We start from the raw sequence: 21994 nt of genomic DNA on the forward strand, positions 1-21994 counted from the left end.
GCTCTTCCGATCTGGGCGGCGCCCACCCCGGTCCCGACGGCGAGGACCAGGGCGGTCGGACGGCCGCGGGCCGCGCCCCGCCAGTACTCGCCCAGCGCGTGGGCGTGCACGTCGTTGGCCACGGTGACCGGTCGGCCGAGGGCGTCGGCCAGACCGCCCCGGAGGTCGGTGCCGGCCCAGCCGGGCAGGGCGTCCGTGGCCGAACGCACCCGCCCGGTGGCCGGGTCGACGACCCCGGCGCTGCCGACCCCGACACCGACGGTGTCGAGGTCTCCCACCGCTTCGCGGACCAGGTCGGCGGCGGTGCCGAGGATCCGCTCGGGACCCTTCCCGGCCGGGGTGGGGCGCCAGTGCCGGGCACCGACCTCCCCTTCCGCGGTGACCGTGGCCGCCGCGATCTTCGTGCCGCCGATGTCCAGGGCTGCCGCCACCGGGCTCACAGCAGACCGACCTCCTCCAGGCTGGCGCGCACCCGTCCGGTCTCGGCCTCGGTGAGCGGGCGCATCGGCGGCGCCGGTGTGGCGTCGGCGATCACGCCCAGCAGGGCGAGGGCGCACTTGAAGGCGCCGAGACCCGCGGTGGAGCCGCCCGCGGTGCTCTGGTCCACGGCCCGGACGATGCGGAACAGCCGGATGAGGCGTTCCTGCTCCCGTCCGGCCCCCGCCCAGTCGCCCTCCTCGCAGGCGTGCAGCAGGCGGACGTAGCCGCGGGGGTCGACGTTGGCCAGGCCGGGGACGGCGCCGTGCGCGCCGACGAGCATCATCGCGTCGACCACGGCCTCGTGCCCGGTCAGCACGGAGAACCCGGGGACCTCCCGCGCACCGATGACCAGGTCGCGCAGGCCGGGGTCGTCGCCGCTCGAGTCTTTGACCCCGTCGATCACGCCGTCCGCGGCCAGGTCGAGGACTTGGTCGGCGGACAGCTTACTGTGCACCGAGACCGGGACGTCGTAGGCGAGGAGCGGCAGGTCGCTCCGGGAGCGCAGCTCGCGGAAGTGGCGGTCCACCTCGGTGGGGTGGGTGCGCGTGTAGAAGGGTGCGGTGGCCACCAATGCGTCGGCGCCCGCCTTGGCGGCGGCCTCGGCCCGCTCCACGACCCGGTTGGTCGTGGTCTCGATGCACCCGGCCATGACGGGGACGCGGCCGGACACCGCGCCGACGACGGTGTCGAGGACGGTGTCGCGCTGGGCTTCGGTCAGGTACGCGCTCTCGCCGGAGCTTCCCAGGGCGAAGACGCCGGAGACCCCCGCTTCGAGGAGGGAGCCGACCAGCCGCTCCAGCGACACGGTGTCGACCTCGCCGTTCGGGCCCAGGGGGGTCACGAGCGGCGGGACCACGCCCGTGTACTTCGGCGTGCTCTGACTCATGCGGTGCTCCTCGCGGTTGTTTCGGGGTGGACGCAGTTCCAGGTGTGCCCGTCCTCGGACTCGCTGTCCGGGAAGGCCTCGGCACAGGTGTCGGTGGCCTTCCAGCAGCGGGTGCGGAAAGGGCACCCGGAGGGCGGTGCCGTGGCTGACGGCACCGGGCCGTGCAGGATGATCCGCTCCGAGCCGTGGAGCAGGCTCGGAGTCGCGGAGAACAGGGCCCGGGTGTAGGGGTGGCGGGGTTCGGCCACGATCCGTTCGGCCGGCCCCTCCTCGACGATGCGGCCGAGGTACATCACGGCGATCCGGTCGGCCAGGTGCCGCACGGTCTGGATGTCGTGGGACACGAACACCATGCCCAGCCCCAGGCGGGACCTCAGGTCGACGAGGAGGTTGAGCACCTGGGCGCGGACGGACACGTCCAGGGCGCTGGTGGGCTCGTCGGCGACCACCACGTCCGGTTGCAGGGCCAGAGCCCGGGCCACGGCGACCCGTTGGCGCTGGCCCCCGGACAGCTGTGCCGGTACGGCGTCGCCCACGTGCCCGGGCAGGCCGACCAGGGAGACGAGTTCGTCGACGCGTTCCTCCCGGGCGGCGCGGGTGCCGCGGCGGTGGACGTCGAGCGGGTCCCGCAGGATCGCCCGGACCGACAGGCGGGGGTTGAGCGCGGTCGACGGGTCCTGGAAGACCGCGCCCATCGCCGAACCGAACTCCCTCCTCCGGCGGGCCGTCGGCATCGCCCACAGGTCCTCGCCTCGGAAGCGGACCGTGCCGTGGGTGGGCCGTTGCAGGCCGGTGGCCACCTTGGCCAGGGTCGACTTCCCGCATCCGGACTCTCCGACGATGCCCAGGACCTCTCCCCTGCCCACACCGGCGGTGGCCTCGGTCAGGGCGTGGACGCGGTCGCGGCGCAGCAGTCCCCCGGTACGGGCGGTGTGCACGACGTGCACGCCGTCGAGTTCCACGATCGGTTCGGTCACAGCAGGACCCCCTTCGTCACCGGGGCGGGATGCAGGCAGGCGTACTCGTGGCCGGGGTTGTCGACGGCCAGGGCCGGCGGCGCCGTCAGGCAGTCGTCCTGAACAGCGGGGCAGCGACCGGCGAAGCGGCAGCCCGCGCCGAAGTCCTGCGCGGCCGGCACGACCCCCGGGACCTGGTGCAGGCGCTCGGCCCCGGCCTCCAGCGACAGGACCGAACCGAGCATCCCCCTGGCGTAGTGGTGGCGCGGCCGGGTGAGCAGGTCCCGGACCGGTCCGACCTCGGCGAGCTGGCCCGCGTACATGACGGCGACGCGGTGGGACATCTCGCTGACGAGGGCCAAGTCGTGCGAGACCAGCACCATCGCGAAGCCGAGCTCCTCCCGGAGGCGCCCGAGCAGCTCCACGACCTGCGCTTGCACGGTGACGTCCAAGGCGGTGGTGGGCTCGTCCGCGATGAGGAGCCGCGGTTTGCGGGAGAGCGCCATAGCGATGAGGACGCGCTGGCGCTGGCCGCCGGAGAGCTCGTGCGGGTAACTGCGCATGGTGCGCTCAGGGCTCAGCCCGACGAGGTCCAGGAGTTCGGCGGGGCTCTGGTCGGCGCCGCGGCGGGTGAGCTGGCGCAGCTGGGTACCGACCAGGACCGACGGGTTCAGGGAGGACATGGCGTCCTGGTAGACCATCGCCAGTTCCGGGCCGGAGTGGGCGCGGCGTTCCTTCGGGGTGAGGGTCAGCAGGTCCCGGCCGTCGTAGAGGATCTGCCCTCCGACCTCGGCTTGGCGGGGCAGGAGGCCCATCAGCGCGAGGCTGGTGAGGCTCTTTCCGCAGCCGGACTCGCCGACCAGGCCGAGGGTCTCCCCCGCACGCACGTCGAAGGAGACGCCGTCGACCACGGACACGTCGCCGTGGCTCTCCGGGAATCCGATGCGCAGGTCGCGCACGGACAGGAGGGTGGGTGCGTCCTCGGCGACCGGCGGTACCGTCTCCTCGCGGTCCTGGACGACCGCTGAGAGGCGGGCCAGGGTCTGCGTCTGGTCGCCCTGCTCGGCCGGGACCCCGTTGGCGGTCCCGGCTCCGGACCCGTTGGCCTCGGAGTCGGTGCCCTCGGAGTCGTCACCGCCGGTGCGGACCCCGGCTTCGGGCGCGGCCCAGGCGTCGGTGAGCCCTTCGGAGAGGATGTTGAGCGCGAGCACGGTGAGCAGGATGGCCAGGCCGGGGAAGAACGTCGCCCACCATCCGCCGGACAGCAGGAGCTGGCGGCCGTAGGAGATGACGTTGCCCCAGCTGGGCAGCGGGTCCTGGATGCCGGCCCCGATGAAGGCCAGACTGGCCTCGTAGACGATCGCGTCGGCGACCAGGATGGTCGCGAACACCATGACCGGCGCCGCGCAGTTCACGGCGACGTGCTTGAGCAGGACGTAGTGGCGGCGCGCCCCGATCAGGCGTTCGGCGGCGACGTAGTCCTCCCCGTACTGCGCCAGGACGTTGGCCCGGACGACCCTGGTGAGCGACGGTACGTAGATGACCGCGATGGCCACGATGAGGACGGGGATCCCGCTGCCGAAGACCGCGACGAGCACGGCGGCCAGGGCGATACCGGGGAAGGCCATGACGACGTCGAGCAGGCGCATGATCGACTCGTTGACCACCCGGTGGGACGTGGCGGCGATACCGCCGAGGATGCCGCCGACCACGAGCGCGAGCAGGGTGGCGCCGAGGCCGATGAGCAGGGAGTACCGGGCCCCGTACACGACGCGCGCGAAGACGTCGCGGCCCGCCCGGTCGGTGCCGAACCAGTGTTCGGGGCCGGGCGGCTGAGCCGGGGTACCGGTGGCCAGCGGGTCTTGGGCGAAAAGGGGCGCGGTGATCGCGAGGGCGCAGATCACCAGCATGACCCCGAGCGCGATCCTCGCCGAGACGGAGAGGCGGCGCTTTCGAGTGGGCTTCGAGAGCCCCATCAGGCGGGACGCGAGCCGTGGGCGCACGTGATCACACCTCTCGGATCCGTGGGTTGACGACGACGTAGAGCAGGTCGATCACGAGGTTGACGACCAGGAGGGAGACGGCGACGGTGAGCACCGCGCCCTGGACGAGGGCGACGTCGGCGTTGGTCACGCCAGTGAGCAGGAGCTGGCCCATACCGGGCAGGTCGAAGATGGTCTCGATGACCACGGCACCGCCCAGGGCGTAACCGAACCGCCATCCCAGCACCGTCAGCGGCGTGATCAGCGCGTTGCGCAGCGCTCCGCGCAGCACCAGCCACCGGGGCAGTCCGTTGCCGGTCGCGGTGCGCACGTAGTCGCGGTCCAGTTCCTCGACCATCGAGGTGCGCACCAAGCGGGACAGCTGGGCTCCCACGGGGACCGCCACGGCGACGGCGGGCAGCGTCATGGTGGCCAGCCAGCCGCCGAAGTCGTCGGCCGGGGCCACGTAGCCGCCGGTGGGAAAGAGCCCGAGGCCGAGCGAGAACTGCTGGATGAGCAGGATCGCCAACCAGAACGGGGGCAGCGCCACGCAGGCGATGGACAGGATCCGGGTGACCTGGTCCGGCCAGCGGTCCCGCCACAGGGCCCCGGTGACCCCCATGACCAGGGCGAACACGATCGCTCCGGCCATACCCAGCAGAGTGAGTTCGAGGGTGAGCGGGAAGGCGTCCGCGATCCGGTCGACGACCGGGGTCGCCGGGGGCGCGGTCATCCCGAGGTCGCCTTGGAGAAGCTGCGAAAGGAACAGGAAGTACCGCACCGGCAGGGGCTGGTCGAGCCCGTGCTCCGCGGCGTAGGCGGCACGGGCCTCCTCACTGGCGCCGACGCCCAGGGCGTTGAAGGCGGGGTCGTTCGGCGAGAACTGCAGGATGACGAAGACCAGCAGTGAGACGCCCAGGAGCATCACCGGCAGGACCAGCGCTCTGCGCAGGGCGAGGCGCACGAAGACGCGCATCGGAGTGTTTCTCCTCGTGGGGAGGGCCGGGGCCGGTCACCGTGCGGGTGCCCGGCCCCGAGTCGGGGTTCAGGAGGGGCCGACGTCCAGGAAGGACAGGCCGGTGGTGGTGATCGGCTGGAAACCGTCCAGTTCGTCGGCGTTCCAAGCGGTGACGAGCTTTCGGTGCAGGATCGGGTAGATGGGCACCTCGTCGGAGATCAGGTCCACGACCTCGCCCCACAGCTCCGCGCGGTCGGCCTCGTCTTCGGTCTGGGCGGCGTCGTCGAGGATGTCGAGGACGCGTTCGGCCTCCTCGGTCTCGGACCAGAAGTAGTAGCTCGTCGGCCATTCGCCGTCGTAGAACCAGCGCAGGAGGAGGTCGGGGTCGTTGCCGAAGACCGACGGGTCTCCGGGCGCCACCATGGCCCGGAACTGGCCGGTCTCCACCTTGTTGGCGTACTGCCCGCCGGACTCGCCGATGTCGAGGGTGGTCTCGACGCCGATCGCGTCCCAGGTCTCCTTGATGAGGGGTGCCACGTCCTGGACCCAGCCGGTGTTGGTGGTGACCAGGTCGATCGAAAGGCCGTCGACCCCGGCCTCCTCCAACAGCTCCTGGGCCCGCTCGGGGTCGTACTGGTACACGGTCCCGGCTTCCCGGTAGTCGGGATGCGTCTCCGGGAGGTAGCCGGTGGCGGCGGTGGCCCCGCCCATCATGGCGGTCTCGATGATCGTCTCGTGGTCGATGGCGTAGTGCAGCGCCTGGCGGACGCGCTTGTCGTCGAAGGGCGGCTCGGAGCAGTTGAACATGAGGAAGAGCAGGCCGAACGACTGCTCCTGCTCGACCGTCGCGGTCTCCGCGACCCCGTCCGCGTCGAGGTAGGGCACGTCCTCGATCACGCTGACACGGCCCGACTGGAGCGCGGTGACCCGGGCGTTGGGATCGTCGAGCAGCTGCCAGACCATCTCCTCGGCGCGGGCCTCGCGCGGCCCGTTGTAGGCCTCCCACCGCTCGAAGGTGATGTTGTCGGCCGCGCTGGCCGACGCCAGGGCGTAGGGGCCGGAGCCGACCGGGTTGGAGTCGAACGCCTCGGCGTCTTCCTCGACCAGCGCCTTGGGCACGATCTTGATAATCCCGAGGCGTTCGACCGCGAGCGCGAAGGGGTGCTTGAGGTGGATCTCGACGGTGGACCCGTCGACCTCGGTCACCTCCTCGACGAAGGAGATGAACTGCGCCATGAGCGAGTTGTTGTCGGGGTCCAGCACCCGTTCGAAGCTGAAGGCGACGTCCTCCGCGGTGACGGGGTCCCCGTTGTGGAAGACCGCTTCCTCGCGGAGTCCGACGCGCAGGGTCTGGTCGTCGACCTGCTCGGGCATGTCCGCGGCGAGGGCGGCGTAGGGTTCGCGCGTCACGGGGTCGAGGTCCACGAGGCCTTCGAAGACGTGCAGGTTGGCGGCCTGCGGGAGGGCGCCCGTCGCGGTCATGGGGTCGAAGCCCGTGGAAAGCGTGTAGGAGAGGCCGGCCTCGATGCGCGTGGTGGACGCCCCTCCCCCAGAGGATCCACCGCAGGCGCTGAGCGCGCCGGCCAGGGCCGTCGCAGTGCCCGAGGCACCGACGAGTTTGAGGAAACGTCGGCGCTCCATGGCGCCGGGGTCGAAGTGGGACACGATCGCTCCTTGCCGGGGGGAGGCAGGCCTCTAGGTGTATGACGTCTGATGTCTGATGCCTGTAGGGTGTGACTCTAGACACGGATCTGGAAAGGGGTCAATACGTTGACCGAGGAATTGACCAAAGCGGTGGCGCCCCGGAGCCCCCTGCGTGGCCACGAGGTGACTGAGCAGATCAAGAACTTCATCCTGCGGAACGGCCTGACGCCCGGAGACCCCCTGCCCACCGAGTCCGAACTCTGCTCCGAGCTCGGGGCGAGCCGTTCCAGCGTCCGCGAGGCGATCAAGCGGCTCAGCGCCCTGGACATAGTCGAGGTCCGCCACGGACACGGGACCTACGTCGGGCGCCTGTCCCTCAACGCGCTCGTCGAGAGCCTGACCTTCCGGGGCCGGCTGAGCAGCGGGGACGACCTCGCGACCCTGTCCGAACTGGTCACCGTGCGCATGGTCCTCGAACAGGGCATGGGCGATGCCATCATCCGCGAGTACGACGACGACCAGCACCGCACCCTGGAAACGCTCGTCACCCAGATGGAGGAGGCGGCCGAGCAAGGCGAGAGCTTCGTGGAGGAGGACCGCACCTTCCACCTGATGCTGCTCGGCCCCCTGAACAACCAGCTGGTCACCCAGCTCACCGGCGCTTTCTGGGACGTGCAGGCGGTCGTGGCACCGCTCCTGCTCACCACCGACGAGGACGCCCGCGAGACAGCCAGCGCGCACCGGGCGATCATCGACGCCGCGCACGCGGGCGACCTGGGGGCTTTCGTGGCCGCCGTGGCCGACCACTACGCCCCGATCCTCAACCACCTCAAGGAACTCGGGGCTTCGGGGGACCTCGGGGCGACGGGAGGCACCGGGAAAATGGGGGAACCCGGGGCTACGGGGGTTGACCGAAAGGGGACCTCCACCTAACGTCACAGACGTCTGATGTCTGATGCCTCCCCCCAACAGGAGGTATCAATGCGAAAGTACGCGACCCCCGCCGTCGTGGCCGTCGGCCTGGCCGTCGCCTTCCCCCTGGCGCCAGCCGCGGCCCACGACGCGCCGCACGACCCGCCCCGCACCACCGACGCGACCGGTGCCGACCCCCTCTTCGAGACCACCGACCTGGCCACGGCCGGAGAAGAAGCGCACACCTGGCGCATCCCCGCCCTCGAGGTCCTCGAGGACGGGACCCTGGTCGCCGCCTACGACCGGCGCAACGAGGACGCCTCCGACCTGCCCGGAGACCTCGACATCATGGTCCGCCGCAGCCACGACCAGGGGCGCACGTGGACCGAGCCCGAAGCCGTCATCGACTACGACGACGGGGTCGGCGCCGGCGACCCGAGCCTCCTGCTGGACCGGGAGACCGGGAGGCTGTTCCTGTTCCACGCCTACGCCCCCGACGGAGTCGGGTTCTTCAACTCGTCCGACGGGAACTCCAACGACAGCGACTCGATCCTGCACACCGACTACTCCTACTCGGACGACGGCGGCGAGACCTGGGAGACCCGCAGGATCACCGAGGACGTCAAGGACCCCTCCTGGTTCGGGATCTTCGCCTCCTCCGGCACCGGCATCCAGCTGTCCGACGGGCGCCTGGTCCAGCAGTACGCCTACGACTCCGGTGACGGCTTCTACGCGGTGAGCGTCTACTCCGACGACCACGGCGAGACCTGGCAGGCGGGCGAACCGGTGGGCCCGGGCATGGACGAGAACAAGACCGCGGAACTCGCCGACGGGCGGATCATGCTCAACAGCCGCACCGCCGAGGGCCCCTACCGCCTGGTCTCCTACTCCGAGGACGGCGGCGAGACCTACAGCGACCCCGTCCCCGACCACACCCTGGTCGACCCCGCCAACAACGGGGCCCTGGTCCGCTACGACGCCGACGCGGAGGAGGGCACGGCCGAGGCGCACCAGCTCCTGTTCACGAACACCGCGCACGCCAGCTCGCGGGAGAACCTCACGGTGCGCATGTCCTGCGACGACGGTGAGAACTGGCCGGTCTCCCGGGTGATCGACGAGGGTGAGGCCGCCTACTCCACGATCGTGGCCCTGGGCGACGACGAGTTCGGTGTCCTCTACGAGCGAGGGGACGTGGAGCACATCACCTTCGCCCGGTTCAACGCCGCGTGGCTCGGTGAGGACTGCCCGCCGCTCGGCGGCTAGCCACTTCACGGGGCGAAATTGCGGGGCGGGACTGCGGGGCGGGACTGCGGGGCGGGACCGGCCGACGGTCCCGCCTCGGACCGTTCGGGGCGTCGGTGGCGTTCCCCCTTAGCCGATGGTTGGAGCGGAAGCTTGCAGGCCCGGACGGCTGCGGCGGCGATACCCCGAACAGGGGCCTCGGGCACCTCGTCTTCGGGGCCTTCCCGCGGCACGATCTCTTCCGGACCCGCAGCCGCTGATCCAGTCAAGGCCAGAGCCCGGGGCGCCTCCTGGGTGGGGGTTTGTTGGTGGGTGCGGGTTTCCCCGTTTCCTGCCGCCCGATGGTGGCCGTCTCCGCTACGCGCCTCAAGGTCGTCGCCATCGAGCGCTTCGCGCGTCAGTGGCGCTCCACCTTGACCCGCTTCGCTACGACGGCGGGTTGGCGGCTATCACGAAACGGGGGACGTGTGGTCGGGGAGGCGATGGGCCCCCAAGGGGCCCGAAGGGCCCTTACGGCACAAGCACGGCCTGACGGCCGTCAGCTGCCACTCCGCCGGAGCGTTGACGCCTGGCGGTGTCGCGGCCGGTCATGCTCTGCTGCGAACCCCTCGGCCTTCGGCCGGGGGCCACTCCGCCGGCGCTTTGACGGCTGGCGGTGTCGCGGCCGGTCAATGCGCGAGGCGAAAAAGAACCCAGAAACCTGGAATTCCAGGTGGGCATAAACACCACACCAGGTGGCCTGAATTGGGGGCTAGAAGAAAGCCAGGGGGCACCCCTGGAGAAAGTCATGAATTCAGTTCGGACCAGCGGAAGTCTTCCATTCTCCGACCTTTTCGCTTACAATAGAAGAATGACGATCTCTCCTGAAGCACCCACCACCACCGGACACACCCCGGTGGATGCCGCGGTGGCCGCTGCCCGGGACGAGACCACCGCCTTCTTTAACCGGGACGTGCCCCTGGGGGCGGCGGGCGAGGTGCTGGACCAGGCCACCCGGGTGTGGGAACACCTCGACCAGATCAAAATCAGCATGGCCGCCCGTCTGGCCCAGCTGGAGGCCACCGGGCAGTTGTTGGAGCAGGGCGGGCAGAAGAGCCTGCAGGCGTGGCTGCGCCACGCCTTCGGCATTCCCGCCGCCCAGGCCAACGACCTGGCCCTGATCGGGCGGGCCCAATTCCGCCAGGACATGGCCCCCACCCTTCAGGCGTTGCACTCCGGGGTGCTGTCGGTGGGTGAGGCCGCCGCCGTCATCAAGGGCGCCGACGCGGGGGTGGAGAAAAGGCAGAAGGGCGACCACCCCGATGCGGAGCTGTTCCGCGCGCAAATGGAATGCGGCATCCTGGACTTCAAAGAGTCGCGCCCCAACATGTCGGTGGGCCAGATCACCCGCTTGGCCCACCAGCTGTGCCTGAGCCTGAACCCGGGCAAAGTGGAGGCCGACCACGCGGCCGCCCACGCCGCCCGGGGCGCCCAGCTGGTCACCACCTTCGACCGCACGTTCCTCTTCCAGGTGTGGGGCTCGCCCGCTGATGCTTTGAAGGTTCAGGTGGCCTTGGACAACTACCAGGTGCCCTTCCACCCCCAGGACGGGCTGTCCAAGTACGAGCGCACCTACGACGCGCTGATGGCCGCGTTGGGGTTCGCCCAGTCCCACCAGGGGTGCCAGACCCCGACCACGGCGACGGCGTTGATCAACATCACCGTGCCCGGTAGCAGCCTGGCCGGGGACGAGGAAGCCGAAGACGCTGGTCCGGCTACCACCGACACCGGGCAGGTGGTGCCGATCTCGGTGGTGCGTGAGTTGATCGGTCAGAGTTGGGTGCGCCGCCTGGTGGTGGAGCAGAAGAGCGGGCAGGTGTTGGATGTGGGCCGCTCGTGCCGGTTGGCTCCGCCCAAGATCCGGGCGGCCGCTTTCCACGGCCACACGTCCTGTGCGTGGCAGTACGGGTGCGATGTGCCGCTGCCCTGGACGCAGGCTGATCACATCGTGGAGTTCTGGCAGGGCGGCACCACCAGTGCCGCTAACATCCAGCCGTTGTGTGCGACCCATAGCCAGATCAAGCACCGGTGGGCGGTGCGCACCGACCGCCGGATGTGGTCGGGCCGCAACCGAAGCCGCACCCGGGGTGGGGCCACGGACCCGGATGGGGACCCAGCCCCAGCACCGCACCCGTAACCGGCCACCGCCCAACAGAGCCTCCACCCGCTTGCGCCGGGTCTCTATCCCCGCGCGCCCTCACTGCCTCTGGATGGCCAGATGCCGACCCGGACCCGAGCCCCCGCCACCCCCGGGGGAAGGTTCGTGAGCCCTGGTCCTAGAGTCACGCTCACCCCTGTTTTTGCCTCCAACAGGGGGGTTCACCCACACTCACACCCACACCCAGACACTAGGCCGAGGGGTTCGCAGCAGAGCATGACCGGCCGCGACACCGCCAAGCGTCACCGCTCCGGCGGAGTGGCAGCTGACGGCCGCCAGGCCGTGCTTGTGCCGTAGGGGCCCTTCGGGCCCCTTGGGGGCCCATCGCTACCCCGACCACACGTCCCCCGTTTCCTGATAGCCGCCCACCCGCCGTCGCAGCGAAGCGGGTCAAGGTGGAGCGCCACTGACGCGCGAAGCGCTCGATGGCGACGACCTTGACGCGCGCAGCGGAGACGGCCACCATCAAGCGGCAGGAAACGGGGGAAACCACCCGCATCCGAAGGCAAGCCCCCACCCAGTCCGGACCCCGGACCATCAGCTAACCCGACGCCGTTCTGCAGCCTCAGAGCACAGGTATCAACTCCGAAGTAACTTCAGCGATCGCCGATCCGCCTGCCCTCGGGAGAGCCTGACAGCAGCCGCCCGCGATACCCGGAACTGGGGCCTCGGGCGCCTCGCCTTCGAGCCCTCCGCCTGGCACCACATTCTGCGGGCCCTCACCCGCTGATCCCGTCAGGGCCCGGATCCTGCCAGGCCTTGCACAGCATCGTGCCGCTTCGAGGGCCGGGCCAGGATAGCGGGGCCGGTCTCAAGAACCGTAGCCCTAGCGGTCGGCCGCGTCATCGCCACCACAACCAACGACTCCAGCACCGAACTACTGAATCGGTACCGACCGGCACGATGCCGGGCCCGGCGGTTCACAGTCGGTGTCGCCAGCAGGAGCCGCCGGCCCGAACAGGCCGCACGATGGTGACCCACCTCATTGTTGTCAGTGATTACATACATGCTTGAGCCAATGTTAACGTTGATCACATTGGGGGGATGTGCCTGTACCGGGGAGTTCTCGTTCGCCCCGTGCGAGGCGCCGGGGCGATACCCCCGACCCGTGTGCTGCCCTCTCGGGACTGGCCCCACCACTCGTCACAGACCGGCTTCGCCGATGCCGTCCTAGGCCGGATGGCGAAGCTGCTGGCCGAGACCGGGTGCCGGCACCTGGCTCCGCTCCGCCTCACCCCCAGCCCACACCCATCACCATCCCCCATGCGCAGAAAGGCTCAGCCTGTGAGTGAACGCAGCCGCGACACCGTTGAGGCGCCAGGAACCAAAGCGGCGGAATCAGCCGGGAAGGCGGCCTCCGGTGTGGTCGCCGTGGTCGGATTGCTGGTCTTCTTCGAGCTGACCAGCGGGATGATCCAGGGCGCGACCGGCCCCCTACTGCCCTCCATCCAAGCGGAGCTGGACATCCCCAGTGCCTACCTCCACTGGGTGCAGGCGATCCAGTACCTGGCCGCAGCGGTGTGCGTTCCCATCTTCGGCCGCCTCGGCGACCTGTACGGTCACCGGCGGATGCTGCGGGTGGCGCTCGTGCTCATCGCAGCGGGAAGCGTGGTCGTCGCGGTCGCGCCCAACCTCACGGTCCTGCTCCTCGGACGGGCCCTTCTCGGTCCACTCGCCGCCCTGCTCCCCTTGGAGATCGGGCTGGTCCGGGACCGCCTCACCCCGGAACAGAGCCGTCGCGCCATCGGCATGCTGGTCGGTGCGATCACCCTGGGATCCCTCCTCGGCGCCCTGCTCGCGGGCATGGTGCAGGGACAGATCGGTGACGTCCGGGTGACCCTCGGCATGCTGGCGGCGTTCGCGATCGGCTGCTTGGCCCTCTCCTTCTTCATCCCCGAGTCACGGACCCGGGCCCGGGGCGGCATGGACTGGCTCGGCGGGGTTCTGCTGGGCCTGTCGCTGGTAGCCCTGCTGGGCTCGGTCTCCCAAGGCAACACCTGGGGCTGGACCTCCCCGCTGTTCTTCACCGGGCTGGTGCTGGCCGCGGTGCTGTTCCTGGTGTGGGTTCGGGTGGAGTTGCGTTCGGAACACCCGCTCGTAGACGTGCGCGCCGTGTCCTCGGCCCTGGTGGCTCCCCAGTACGTCGCCGGGGCGACTCTGGGTGTGGTGATGTTCGGCGGGCAGAGCGCCATCGTGCTGTACGTGTCGGCTTCGCCGGGCAGCGTCGGCTACGGGTTCGGGCTGGATGTCATGGCCATCTCCCTGACGGTGATGGTGCCCACCGTCCTGGCCTTCCTCGGCGCCGTCACCACGGCGCCCGTGGCCCCGCGTTTCGGCTACCGGAGGATCGTCTTCCTCGCTTTCGTGCTGATGGCGGCCGGAACCCTGGGGCTGGCGCTCTCATGGGCCCTGCTCTGGCCCTTCCTGATTTCGTTCGCCGCGATCGGGCTCGGCTGCGGCCTGGCCCTGGGCGCCCTGCCCACGCTGGTCGTGGAGGCCAGCGCGGACGACCGCGCTGGAAGCGCCTCGGCGGTGTACAACAACCTCAAGACGCTCGGCGGGAGCATCGGCGGTGCGGTCTCGGCAGGGGTGCTCGGTTACTTCCTGACGGCCGGTACCGGCGAGCCCACGCTCTCCGCCTTTCAGGGGATCTGGGTGAGCGTGGCGCTGCTTTCGCTGGTCACCGCAGTCCTGGCCGGAAGAACCCCGAAGGCGCTGCGCTGAACACCTGTCCGAGCCGGGGCGGGCTGCCCGAATGGACAGCCCGCCCCGGTTCAATCCGTCCCGACACACCCCGGGGCCGCGTCCCAGACTGTGCGCGGCACCTCTCCCGAGTCACACCCGAACCCGACCCCGCAGGGTAAAAGACCTGGCAGAGGCCTAGAGGTGCGTGGCCTCCTGCCCGCACACTGGAAGTGACCCAGCCCATTGTTGACAGTGATTACATTTCGGCCTAGGCTCATGTTAACACTGAACACATTTGAGGGGGTGAGCCGATGCCGTCGACTCACAAGGACACGGTCAAGGTCGACTTGGGCGGCCGCACCGTCAAGGTTCCCAAGGGCGGCCTCTACGACCGGTACCGGATGAACACCGACCTCGAAGAGGTCGCCCGCGACCCCCGGGTCAGCAGCGTGGACTTCTTCCAGCGGCTCCCCAAGGCGAAGGTCGACTCTCCCATCGGCACGACCCACACGCCGAACTTCTACTACGCCGTCTCGACCGCCCGGCTCACGATGCTCGCCCCCTCCCGAGCGATCCGCGCCCGGTTGCCCGAAGAACTGGACCCCCTCGAGATCGCACCCGGCCTCGGTCTGGTCTCCGTCATGGTCTTCCGCTACGAGGTGTGCGACATCGACTTCTACACCGAGGCCGCCGTCGGGATCGCGGTCAGACCGGCAAGGCACGGGCGGCTCGGCTTCGTCGACCTCGTCAGCAGCCTGAAGAACGACCACCTCCACACCTACGTCCTCTCCCTGCCGGTCAACACCGACATCGCCCAGGTGCGCGGCCACGACGGCTACGGCTTCCCCAAGTGGACCACCGAGCTCGACGTCAGCATCGATGACCGCACGGCCACGGCGCACGTGGCCAACGCCTCCGGCGGGACGGACCTTTCCCTCTCCGTGGCCACGCCCGCCCAGACCGGCTACCCGACCGGTGAACGGGTCTCCACACTCACCTCCTACACAACGATCAACGGCGCCTGGCACTCCACCACGAGCCAGACCAACGTGCTCACCTCCGGGACTACGCGTTCCCCTCGCGAACTCCACCTCAAGGCCGGGCAGGGCCGTTTGTCCGACGACCTGCGCTCCCTCAAGCCGATCCGGAACGTCCAGCTCGACGTCACCACGGCATCGCAGATCGCCCTCCACATGCCCGTTCCGACCTCGATCCGGGGCCGGAAATAGGAAAGCGAGAACCGAGAGCAGAAGGAGCGCATGATGCCTGAGATCACACCGGTACTGGAGCCCGAGGCCGCCGAGTTCGCCAGAGCCACGGACAGCCCGCCGTTCCTGTTCCAGATGACGCCCGCCGAAGGCCGCGCGACGGTGAACGAGGTCCAGTCCGGCGACATCGACAAGCCGGACATCGAGGAGGAGTGGCTCACCGTCGAGGGCGGTCCGACTGGCAGCGTGAAGGTCCGCATCGTCCGGCCCGCCGGGTCGACCGGGACGTTGCCGGTCCTCTTCTTCATCCACGGGGCCGGGTGGGTGTTCGGCAACGCGCACACCCACGACCGGCTGGTCCGCGAACTCGCGGTCGGCGCCGGCGCCGCCGCAGTGTTCCCCGAGTACGACCTCTCACCCGAGGCCAAGTACCCGACCGCGATCGAGCAGAACTACGCCGCAGCGCAGTGGGTGTTCGCCCACGGGGCCGAGAAGGGCCTGGACGCCTCGCGGTTCGCGGTGGCAGGCGACTCGGTGGGCGGCAACATGAGCGCCGTGCTCACCCTGATGGCCAAGGAGCGCGGCGACGTCCGGATCCAGCAGCAGGTGCTGCTCTACCCGGTCACCAACGCCGACTTCGACACCCCGTCGTACCACCAGTTCGCCGAGCACTACTTCCTGGCCCGGGAGGGCATGAAGTGGTTCTGGGACCAGTACACGCAGGACGAGTCGCAGCGCGGCGAGATCCACGCGTCCCCGCTGCGGGCTTCGCTAGAACAGCTCAGCGGGCTGCCTCCGGCCCTAGTGATCACCGCCGAGGCCGACGTGCTGCGCGATGAGGGCGAGGCATACGCGGCCAAGCTCCGCGAGGCCGGGGTCCCGGTCACCCATGTGCGGGTCGGCGGGGTCATCCACGACTTCATGATGCTCAACGCCCTGCGCACGACCCACGGCGCGAAGGCAGGAATCAAGCTGGCGCAGGACACCCTGCGCGAAGCGCTGCACTAAAAGCCCCGGTGCGGGCCCACGCACCGGGTCCGCACCGGCCTCCCATCCACAGTTCCCATCCGCCGCACGCGGCCACGCCGTACCGACCCCTGCCGCGCACGGCTCTGCACCCGTGCCCGCCGCCCGCGACCGACTTCTGGAGCCCCGTCATGTCCACAGCCCAGGCCACGCGCACCCGTGCTGCCCAGCTACCGCCGTCCCTGACCTCCGCCTTCCTCGACCGCCTTACGGCACAGATCGCGGCGGCGCCGGGGGCCGCGCGGGTCACCACCCATGCCCCCTACACCGGGGCCCCGCTGGCCGACCTGCCGGTCTCCACCCCCGGGGACGTCGACGCGGCGTTCGCGCGTGCCCGAGCAGCACAGAAGATCTGGGCCGCCACACCCCTGCCGGAGCGCAGGAGGATCATGCTGCGCTTCCACGACCTGGTTCTGGACCGCCGTGACGAGGCGCTGGACCTGATGCACGAGGCCGGGCTACCGGTGGGTGTGTGGCAGATGGTGGTCGGCCGGGGCAGTTCCATCGGCGGGGCTCTCATGGACGATACCGATTACATGATGTTCACCGGCTCTACCGCAAGCGGGCGCCGGATCGCGGGCGGCGCCGGGCAGCGCCTGATCGGGGCGTCCCTGGAGTTGGGCGGAAAGAACGCCATGCTCGTCCTGGACGACGCCGACATCGGCCGTTCCGTGGACGGCGCGATCAACGCGAGCTTCCCTTCGGCCGGTCAGCTGTGCGTGTCCACCGAGCGCTTGTACGTGGCGGACGAGATCTTCGACGAGTTCGTGGCCGAGTTCGCCGCCCGCACCAAGGGGTTGCGGATGGGCGCGGGCTACGACTTCGACTACGACGTCGGCAGTCTCACCACCCCCGACCAGTTGGAGACGGTGACCCGGCACGTCGCGGACGCCGTGGCCAAGGGGGCGACCGTCCTGGCCGGTGGTCGGGCCCGGCCCGACCTGGGGCCGCTGTTCCACGAGCCGACCGTCCTCACCGGTGTCACCCCGGACATGACCGTGTACGAGCACGAGACCTTCGGCCCGGTCGTCTCGGTCTACCGGTTCCACGGTGTGGACGAGGCGGTCGAGCGAGCCAACAGCACCCCGTACGGGCTCAACGCCAGCGTGTGGACGCGTGACGGGGCCCGGGGGCGCGCTGTCGCCGCCCGTGTACAGGCCGGAACGGTCAACGTCAACGAGGCCTTCGCCGCCGCGTGGGGCAGCATCGACGCCCCGATGGGCGGGATGGGCGACTCGGGTCTGGGCCGCCGCCACGGTGCCGACGGCCTGCTCAAGTACACCGAACCCCAGACCGTCGCCCACCAGCGTGTCCAGAGTTTCTATCCGCCTTCCGGGGTCTCGCCCCGGACTTGGAGCCTGGTCCTGACCGGCGTGCTGCGGGCCCTGAAGGCAGTCGGCTCCCGCTGAGTCGGGCCCGGGGCGCGATGAGCCCGAGGTGCGCTGAGGGCAGGTGCGCGGTGCTCGACAAGTGCACCGCGCTTCTGTCCTATTCGGGGCTCGCGGCAGGAGCCGCGTTCGTGGCGAAAAGCACGTGTACCGCGGACCGCACGTGCTGGTTGACCGCGTCGGGGGTGTCTGCCTCGAGCTTGCCGTCCAGGTGCAGGAAGGCCAGACCGTGGACCAGGGCCCAGACCGCAGTGGCCAAGGTGTCCGTGTCGGCCCCTGGGAAGGCCTTCTCGGCGATGCCGGTCACGTACTCCCAGATGGCGGCGGTCGCCTGGACGCGTTCCTCGTTGTCCGGGTCGCAGGGTTCGGCGAACATCACGCGGAACAACGCCGGGCGTTCGATCGCGAAGCGCACGTAGGCGGCGGCGATCTCGGTGAGGTCGTCGAGGGTCCTGGGGTCGGGGTGGGCCGCGGCCAGGTACCCGGCGAGCTCACGGTAGCCCTCCCCCGCAACGGCGGAGATGAGCTCGTCGCGGTCCGAGTAGTGGCGGTACGGGGCCGCGGCTGACACTCCGGCCCGCCGGGCCACGGCACGGAGCGACAGCCCGCTGCCGCCGCTCTCCTCCAGCAGTTCCCGTGCCGCCCTCAAGCAAGCGGCGCGCAGGTCTCCGTGGTGGTACGAGGAACCGGCCTGGGACACGGATCACACTCCCTAATGTTTACGGTGATTACATCAGTCGTCTAATGTAAGCAATGAATACATATTACTCGAAACAGACAAAAAAGGGGAAACCGGATGACTAGCCACCTGTTCTCGCCACTACCCTTGCGCTCCGGGGCACTCCTCGGCAACCGGATCGCGAAAGCCGCCATGGAGGAGAACATGGCAGGTGACGGACAGCTTCCCGACCAACAGCTGCTCGCGCTCTACCAGCGCTGGTCCGCTGGCGGCACCGGACTGCTGATCACCGGCAACGTTATGGTCCACGCCGAGGCGCTGACCGGACCTGCCGGGGTCGTGCTCGACGATGCCGCACCGCTGGGGCCGTTCGCCGCGTGGGCCAAGGCAGCCAAGTCCGGTGGCTCGGCGGTGTGGATGCAGATCAACCACCCCGGCCGCCAGGTCCAGGCCGACATGCCCGGGGTCGTGTGGGCCCCTTCAGCCGTCGGCGTCGACTTGGGCAAACACAGCAGCCGTTTCGGCCGCCCTGTCGCCATGACCCCGGAACAGATCGATGCGACCGTGGCACGGTTCGCGGTCACCGCCCGGCGCGCCGAGGAGGCTGGCTTCGACGGTGTGGAGGTCCACGCCGCCCACGGCTACCTGCTATCGCAGTTCCTGTCCCCGCTGGTCAACCAGCGCACCGATGCCTGGGGCGGATCGCTGGAGAACCGGGCACGGATGCTGCTGGACGTGGTCCGCGCCATCCGTGCCGCCGTCTCCCCGGCCTTCGCCGTGGCAGTCAAGCTCAACTCTGCCGACTTCCAGCGCGGAGGGTTCAGCGCCGACGACGCCCGACGGGTGATCGCGATGCTTGAGCCGCTCGGGGTCGACCTGGTCGAGCTGTCGGGCGGCAGCTATGAGAGCCCGGCGATGAGCGGCCGGTCCGCCGACTCACGCACCCAGGCACGCGAGGCCTACTTCTTGGAGCTTGCCAAGGACCTGGTCGAGACCAGCCCTCTGCCGCTGATGCTCACCGGAGGGATCACTCAGCGTTCCACCGCCGAGCAGGTCCTGGCCAGCGGCGTCGCGGTGGTGGGAATGGGCACCGCCCTCTCCGTCACCCCGGACCTGCCCCGCCGCTGGCGCGACCGCCGAGAGGCCGACGGGCAGATGCGGCGGGTCACCTGGAACGACAAGGCACTCGCCTCGCTCGCGAGCATGGCGCAGGTACGCGTCCAGCTGCGCCGAATCGCCCGAGGAAGTGCCCCCAGACCCGGCATCCACCCGGCTTACGCGCTGCTCTCGGAGCAGATCCGCCAGCGCCAGGCACTGCGCCGCTACCGCGCCTGGCTGCCCGCGCGGCCCGCCGTGACAGCGGACCGGGCCGCGTGACCGAACGGCTCAGCCATCCACAGACCGGGCCGGTCACGGGTATCCGTCCCCCGTGACCGGCCCACCTCGGTTCGGAGAGCTACCCGGTCAACGAGGGCCGAGTCCGATCTCCGCGCACGCCTCGCGGAGGGTTTCGAGGCCGAAGGCCTCAATGGGACCGACGACCCCCGGCGCGGTGTCCGGCCGTGTGGCCCCGGAACTACTGGCGAGGTGTTGGGCGGCCCAGGCCATGAGCTCACCTGTGAGGCTGTAGGGGTTGGGGCCCTCGACGTGGACCTCGGCCAGTGGAACACTGCGCGGGACACCGGTCGACGCCGAGGCGACCACGTAGCTGCGGTTGCGTGCGCGTTCGGAGGCGTCCGGACCCCCGGGCGGGCCGCCGGCCATCGGGCGGGTCAGGAGTTCGGTCAGTGTGCTGCCGCCGGGCAGCCGGTTCACGGCGTTGGCAACGGCTGACACCACGGAGAGCGGGCGGCTGAGTGCGGGGAACCAGCCGTTGTAGACGGTGATCCCGCTGAGCTCGGGGAAGGTGTTGGGCAGGAACAGCACTTCGGTGCCCGAGACCAGGAAAGCGGATCTACGGCCGCCGGGCAGGGTGAAGTCGCGCACGCGCGAGGCGGTGCGCTCGTCGACCAGCCGGTGCCGGTGCAGGCGCGTCGACGGCAGGGTCAGACCGTCGCGCATCGTGGTGCGGGTCCCCTGGCTGATCCCCTTGCGGAGCGGGGCAGTAGCGAAGTATCCGATGTCGAGGGCGCGGGCGTAGTCCCCTGCCCGCTGCAGGGCCAGGGCTCCGGCGAGGATGCCGGGCACGTAGTCGTAGCCGAAGGCCGGGAGCATCACCGCCCCGCTCTCCTTGGCGCGCTGGTCGTAGCGCTCGTACAGGTTGCGGACGAAGCCGACCTCGCCGGTGGAGTCGATGTAGTGGGCACCGATGTCGGCTGCGGCCTCCGCTACGGGGTACCCGTAGCGCTCGAAGGGGCCGACCGTGGTGATGAGGACGTCGCCCCGGCGCAACTGCTCGCGCAGGCTTGCGGGGTCGCCCGCGTCGACCACCGCGTGGTCGAGTCCGCCGGAGCTTTCGGCGAGGGCAGCCAAAGCAGCAGGGTTGCGCCCGGCGACGGTCGGTCGCACGCCGCGGCGCAGGAGCGCGTCCAGGACGAGGCCGCCGGTGTAACCGGTGGCGCCCAGGAGGAGGATTCGGCTGGTCATCGGTGCGGTTCTCCTTCGTGGAGTCTGGGGAGTCCGTGCAGGCGTTGAAGGCTGCGAAGGCACCACCCCGGTTGGAGGTGGTGCCTCCGGCGGCGGGGCTACTCGTTGACCAGCAGGAGCTTGCCGAAGTGGCTTCCCTCCTCCAGGAGCCGGTGCGCCTCGGCGGCATCGGACAGCGGCACGCTCTGGTCGATGACCTGCCGCACGGCCCCGGCCTCGATCAGCGGCCAGACCTGCTCCTGTACCTCGGCCACGATGGCGGCCTTCTGCTCCAAGGGCCGGGAGCGCAGGGTGGTACCGAACACCGATAGGCGCTTGAACAGCATCTCTGCGAGGTTGAGCGGGGCTTCCAAACCGGCTTGGAGTCCGATGACGACCAGGCGTCCGTCTGTGGCCAGCGACCGGACGTTGCGCTCCAGGTTCTGCCCGCCGATGATGTCGAGGACGACGTCGTAGGGACCGTGCTCGGCGAAGTCCCCGGTGCGGTAGTCGACGGCCACGTCCGCGCCCAGCTCCCGTACCCTGGCGGCCTGCGCGTGGCCGCCGACTGTGGTGACCACGCGCGCGCCCCGTGCCTTGGCGATCTGGATCGCCAAGGTGCCGATCCCGCCGGCGCCGCCGTGCACGAGAAGGGTCTCCCCCACTTTCAGTCCGGCGGTCATGAAGACGTTGGACCACACCGTAGTGGCCGCCTCGGGCAGGGAGGCGGCCTCGACCAGGCCGACCCCCTCGGGCACGGTGAGCAGCTGCCCGGCCGGGACTGCGACCTTCTGCGCGTAGCCGCCACCGGTGAGCAGCGCGGCCACCTCGTCACCCACCTGCCAGCCGGCCACCCCCTCGCCGAGGGCGCTGATCCGCCCCGAGACCTCCAGGCCCGGGTAGGGCGACGCGCCCTCAGGGACGGGGTACAGCCCGATCCTCTGCACCACGTCCGCCCGATTCACGGCGCTGGCCGCCACATCCACGAGGACCTCGCCGGGTGCGGGCACCGGGTCCTCCACCTCGGTCCACTTCAGAACCTCGGGACCACCAAACCCATCGATCGTGATCGCCTTCATGACACTCCGTTCACAGGGCTGGATCAGGTCGCCGGAGACGCCTGATGTATACACTGTTCACATTAGGAGGTCGAAGTATGCGGCGTCAACATTCAATGGCGGACGCC

17 protein-coding genes are annotated in these 21994 nt (G+C 70.0%); 8 read left to right on the forward strand and 9 right to left on the reverse strand.

What is annotated here, in order from left to right:
• The 6 genes from ACYVD1_RS22175 to ACYVD1_RS22200 form a co-directional block, all read right to left on the reverse strand.
• Nucleotides 1-440, reverse strand: a 440-nt coding sequence (locus ACYVD1_RS22175; RefSeq protein WP_460776088.1) for an ROK family protein, incomplete at its 3' end; no start/stop codon positions are given.
• Nucleotides 437-1366 carry a dihydrodipicolinate synthase family protein gene (locus tag ACYVD1_RS22180; protein ID WP_460776091.1) on the reverse strand — a complete coding sequence of 310 codons (930 nt, stop codon included), beginning with the start codon at nt 1364-1366 and terminating at the stop codon, nt 437-439. The genes ACYVD1_RS22175 and ACYVD1_RS22180, both read right to left, overlap by 4 nt.
• Nucleotides 1363-2343 carry an oligopeptide/dipeptide ABC transporter ATP-binding protein gene (locus ACYVD1_RS22185; protein ID WP_460776094.1) on the reverse strand — a complete coding sequence of 327 codons (981 nt, stop codon included), beginning with the start codon at nt 2341-2343 and terminating at the stop codon, nt 1363-1365. The genes ACYVD1_RS22180 and ACYVD1_RS22185 overlap by 4 nt, the downstream gene beginning before the upstream one ends.
• The gene (locus ACYVD1_RS22190) at nt 2340-4325 is read right to left on the reverse strand and encodes a dipeptide/oligopeptide/nickel ABC transporter permease/ATP-binding protein (protein WP_460776096.1); all 1986 of its coding nucleotides are present in this window, start codon (nt 4323-4325) and stop codon (nt 2340-2342) included. The genes ACYVD1_RS22185 and ACYVD1_RS22190 overlap by 4 nt, the downstream gene beginning before the upstream one ends.
• A 4-nt stretch (nt 4326-4329) precedes the next feature.
• A complete protein-coding gene (locus tag ACYVD1_RS22195) occupies nt 4330-5280 on the reverse strand; it encodes an ABC transporter permease (protein ID WP_460776098.1) in 951 nt (316 codons plus the stop codon).
• A gap of 69 nt (nt 5281-5349) precedes the next feature.
• Nucleotides 5350-6927, reverse strand: coding sequence for an ABC transporter substrate-binding protein (locus ACYVD1_RS22200; protein WP_460776101.1), 1578 nt, complete (start codon nt 6925-6927; stop codon nt 5350-5352).
• A 105-nt stretch (nt 6928-7032) separates the two neighbouring features.
• On the opposite strand from ACYVD1_RS22200, the gene ACYVD1_RS22205 reads away from it, so the two are divergent.
• The 7 genes from ACYVD1_RS22205 to ACYVD1_RS22235 all read left to right on the forward strand — a co-directional run bounded on the left by ACYVD1_RS22205 (nt 7033) and on the right by ACYVD1_RS22235 (nt 17585).
• Nucleotides 7033-7839 (forward strand): FadR/GntR family transcriptional regulator, encoded by an 807-nt coding sequence (locus ACYVD1_RS22205; protein ID WP_460776105.1) that lies wholly within the window; start codon nt 7033-7035, stop codon nt 7837-7839.
• Between the two features lie 48 nt (nt 7840-7887).
• A complete protein-coding gene (locus ACYVD1_RS22210; protein WP_460776108.1) occupies nt 7888-9081 on the forward strand; it encodes a sialidase family protein in 1194 nt (397 codons plus the stop codon).
• An 829-nt stretch (nt 9082-9910) separates the two neighbouring features.
• Nucleotides 9911-11236: an HNH endonuclease signature motif containing protein gene (locus tag ACYVD1_RS22215; protein WP_460776111.1), complete on the forward strand. Its 1326-nt coding sequence runs from the start codon at nt 9911-9913 to the stop codon at nt 11234-11236.
• A gap of 1305 nt (nt 11237-12541) precedes the next feature.
• Nucleotides 12542-13981, forward strand: coding sequence for an MFS transporter (locus ACYVD1_RS22220; protein ID WP_460776115.1), 1440 nt, complete (start codon nt 12542-12544; stop codon nt 13979-13981).
• Between the two features lie 272 nt (nt 13982-14253).
• Nucleotides 14254-15171 carry an acetoacetate decarboxylase family protein gene (locus ACYVD1_RS22225; RefSeq protein ID WP_460776118.1) on the forward strand — a complete coding sequence of 306 codons (918 nt, stop codon included), beginning with the start codon at nt 14254-14256 and terminating at the stop codon, nt 15169-15171.
• A 33-nt stretch (nt 15172-15204) separates the two neighbouring features.
• Nucleotides 15205-16158: an alpha/beta hydrolase gene (locus ACYVD1_RS22230; RefSeq protein ID WP_460776120.1), complete on the forward strand. Its 954-nt coding sequence runs from the start codon at nt 15205-15207 to the stop codon at nt 16156-16158.
• Between the two features lie 149 nt (nt 16159-16307).
• Nucleotides 16308-17585: an aldehyde dehydrogenase family protein gene (locus ACYVD1_RS22235; protein ID WP_460776123.1), complete on the forward strand. Its 1278-nt coding sequence runs from the start codon at nt 16308-16310 to the stop codon at nt 17583-17585.
• Between the two features lie 79 nt (nt 17586-17664).
• Here ACYVD1_RS22235 and ACYVD1_RS22240 read toward each other — a convergent pair whose 3' ends face one another.
• Complete coding sequence (locus tag ACYVD1_RS22240; protein ID WP_460776125.1) at nt 17665-18264, reverse strand: TetR/AcrR family transcriptional regulator; 600 nt, start codon at nt 18262-18264, stop codon at nt 17665-17667.
• Nucleotides 18265-18360: 96 nt separating this feature from the next.
• Between ACYVD1_RS22240 and ACYVD1_RS22245 the strand changes: the two genes are divergently transcribed.
• The gene (locus ACYVD1_RS22245) at nt 18361-19620 is read left to right on the forward strand and encodes an NADH:flavin oxidoreductase/NADH oxidase family protein (RefSeq protein ID WP_460776127.1); all 1260 of its coding nucleotides are present in this window, start codon (nt 18361-18363) and stop codon (nt 19618-19620) included.
• An 87-nt stretch (nt 19621-19707) separates the two neighbouring features.
• Here the strand turns inward: ACYVD1_RS22245 and ACYVD1_RS22250 are convergent, their stop codons facing one another.
• Nucleotides 19708-20829 carry a saccharopine dehydrogenase family protein gene (locus ACYVD1_RS22250; RefSeq protein WP_460776130.1) on the reverse strand — a complete coding sequence of 374 codons (1122 nt, stop codon included), beginning with the start codon at nt 20827-20829 and terminating at the stop codon, nt 19708-19710.
• Nucleotides 20830-20927: 98 nt separating this feature from the next.
• Nucleotides 20928-21887, reverse strand: coding sequence for an NAD(P)H-quinone oxidoreductase (locus tag ACYVD1_RS22255; protein WP_460776132.1), 960 nt, complete (start codon nt 21885-21887; stop codon nt 20928-20930).
• Between the last annotated feature and the right edge of the window lie 107 nt (nt 21888-21994).

The sequence above is a fragment of the Nocardiopsis nanhaiensis genome, from assembly GCF_054778635.1.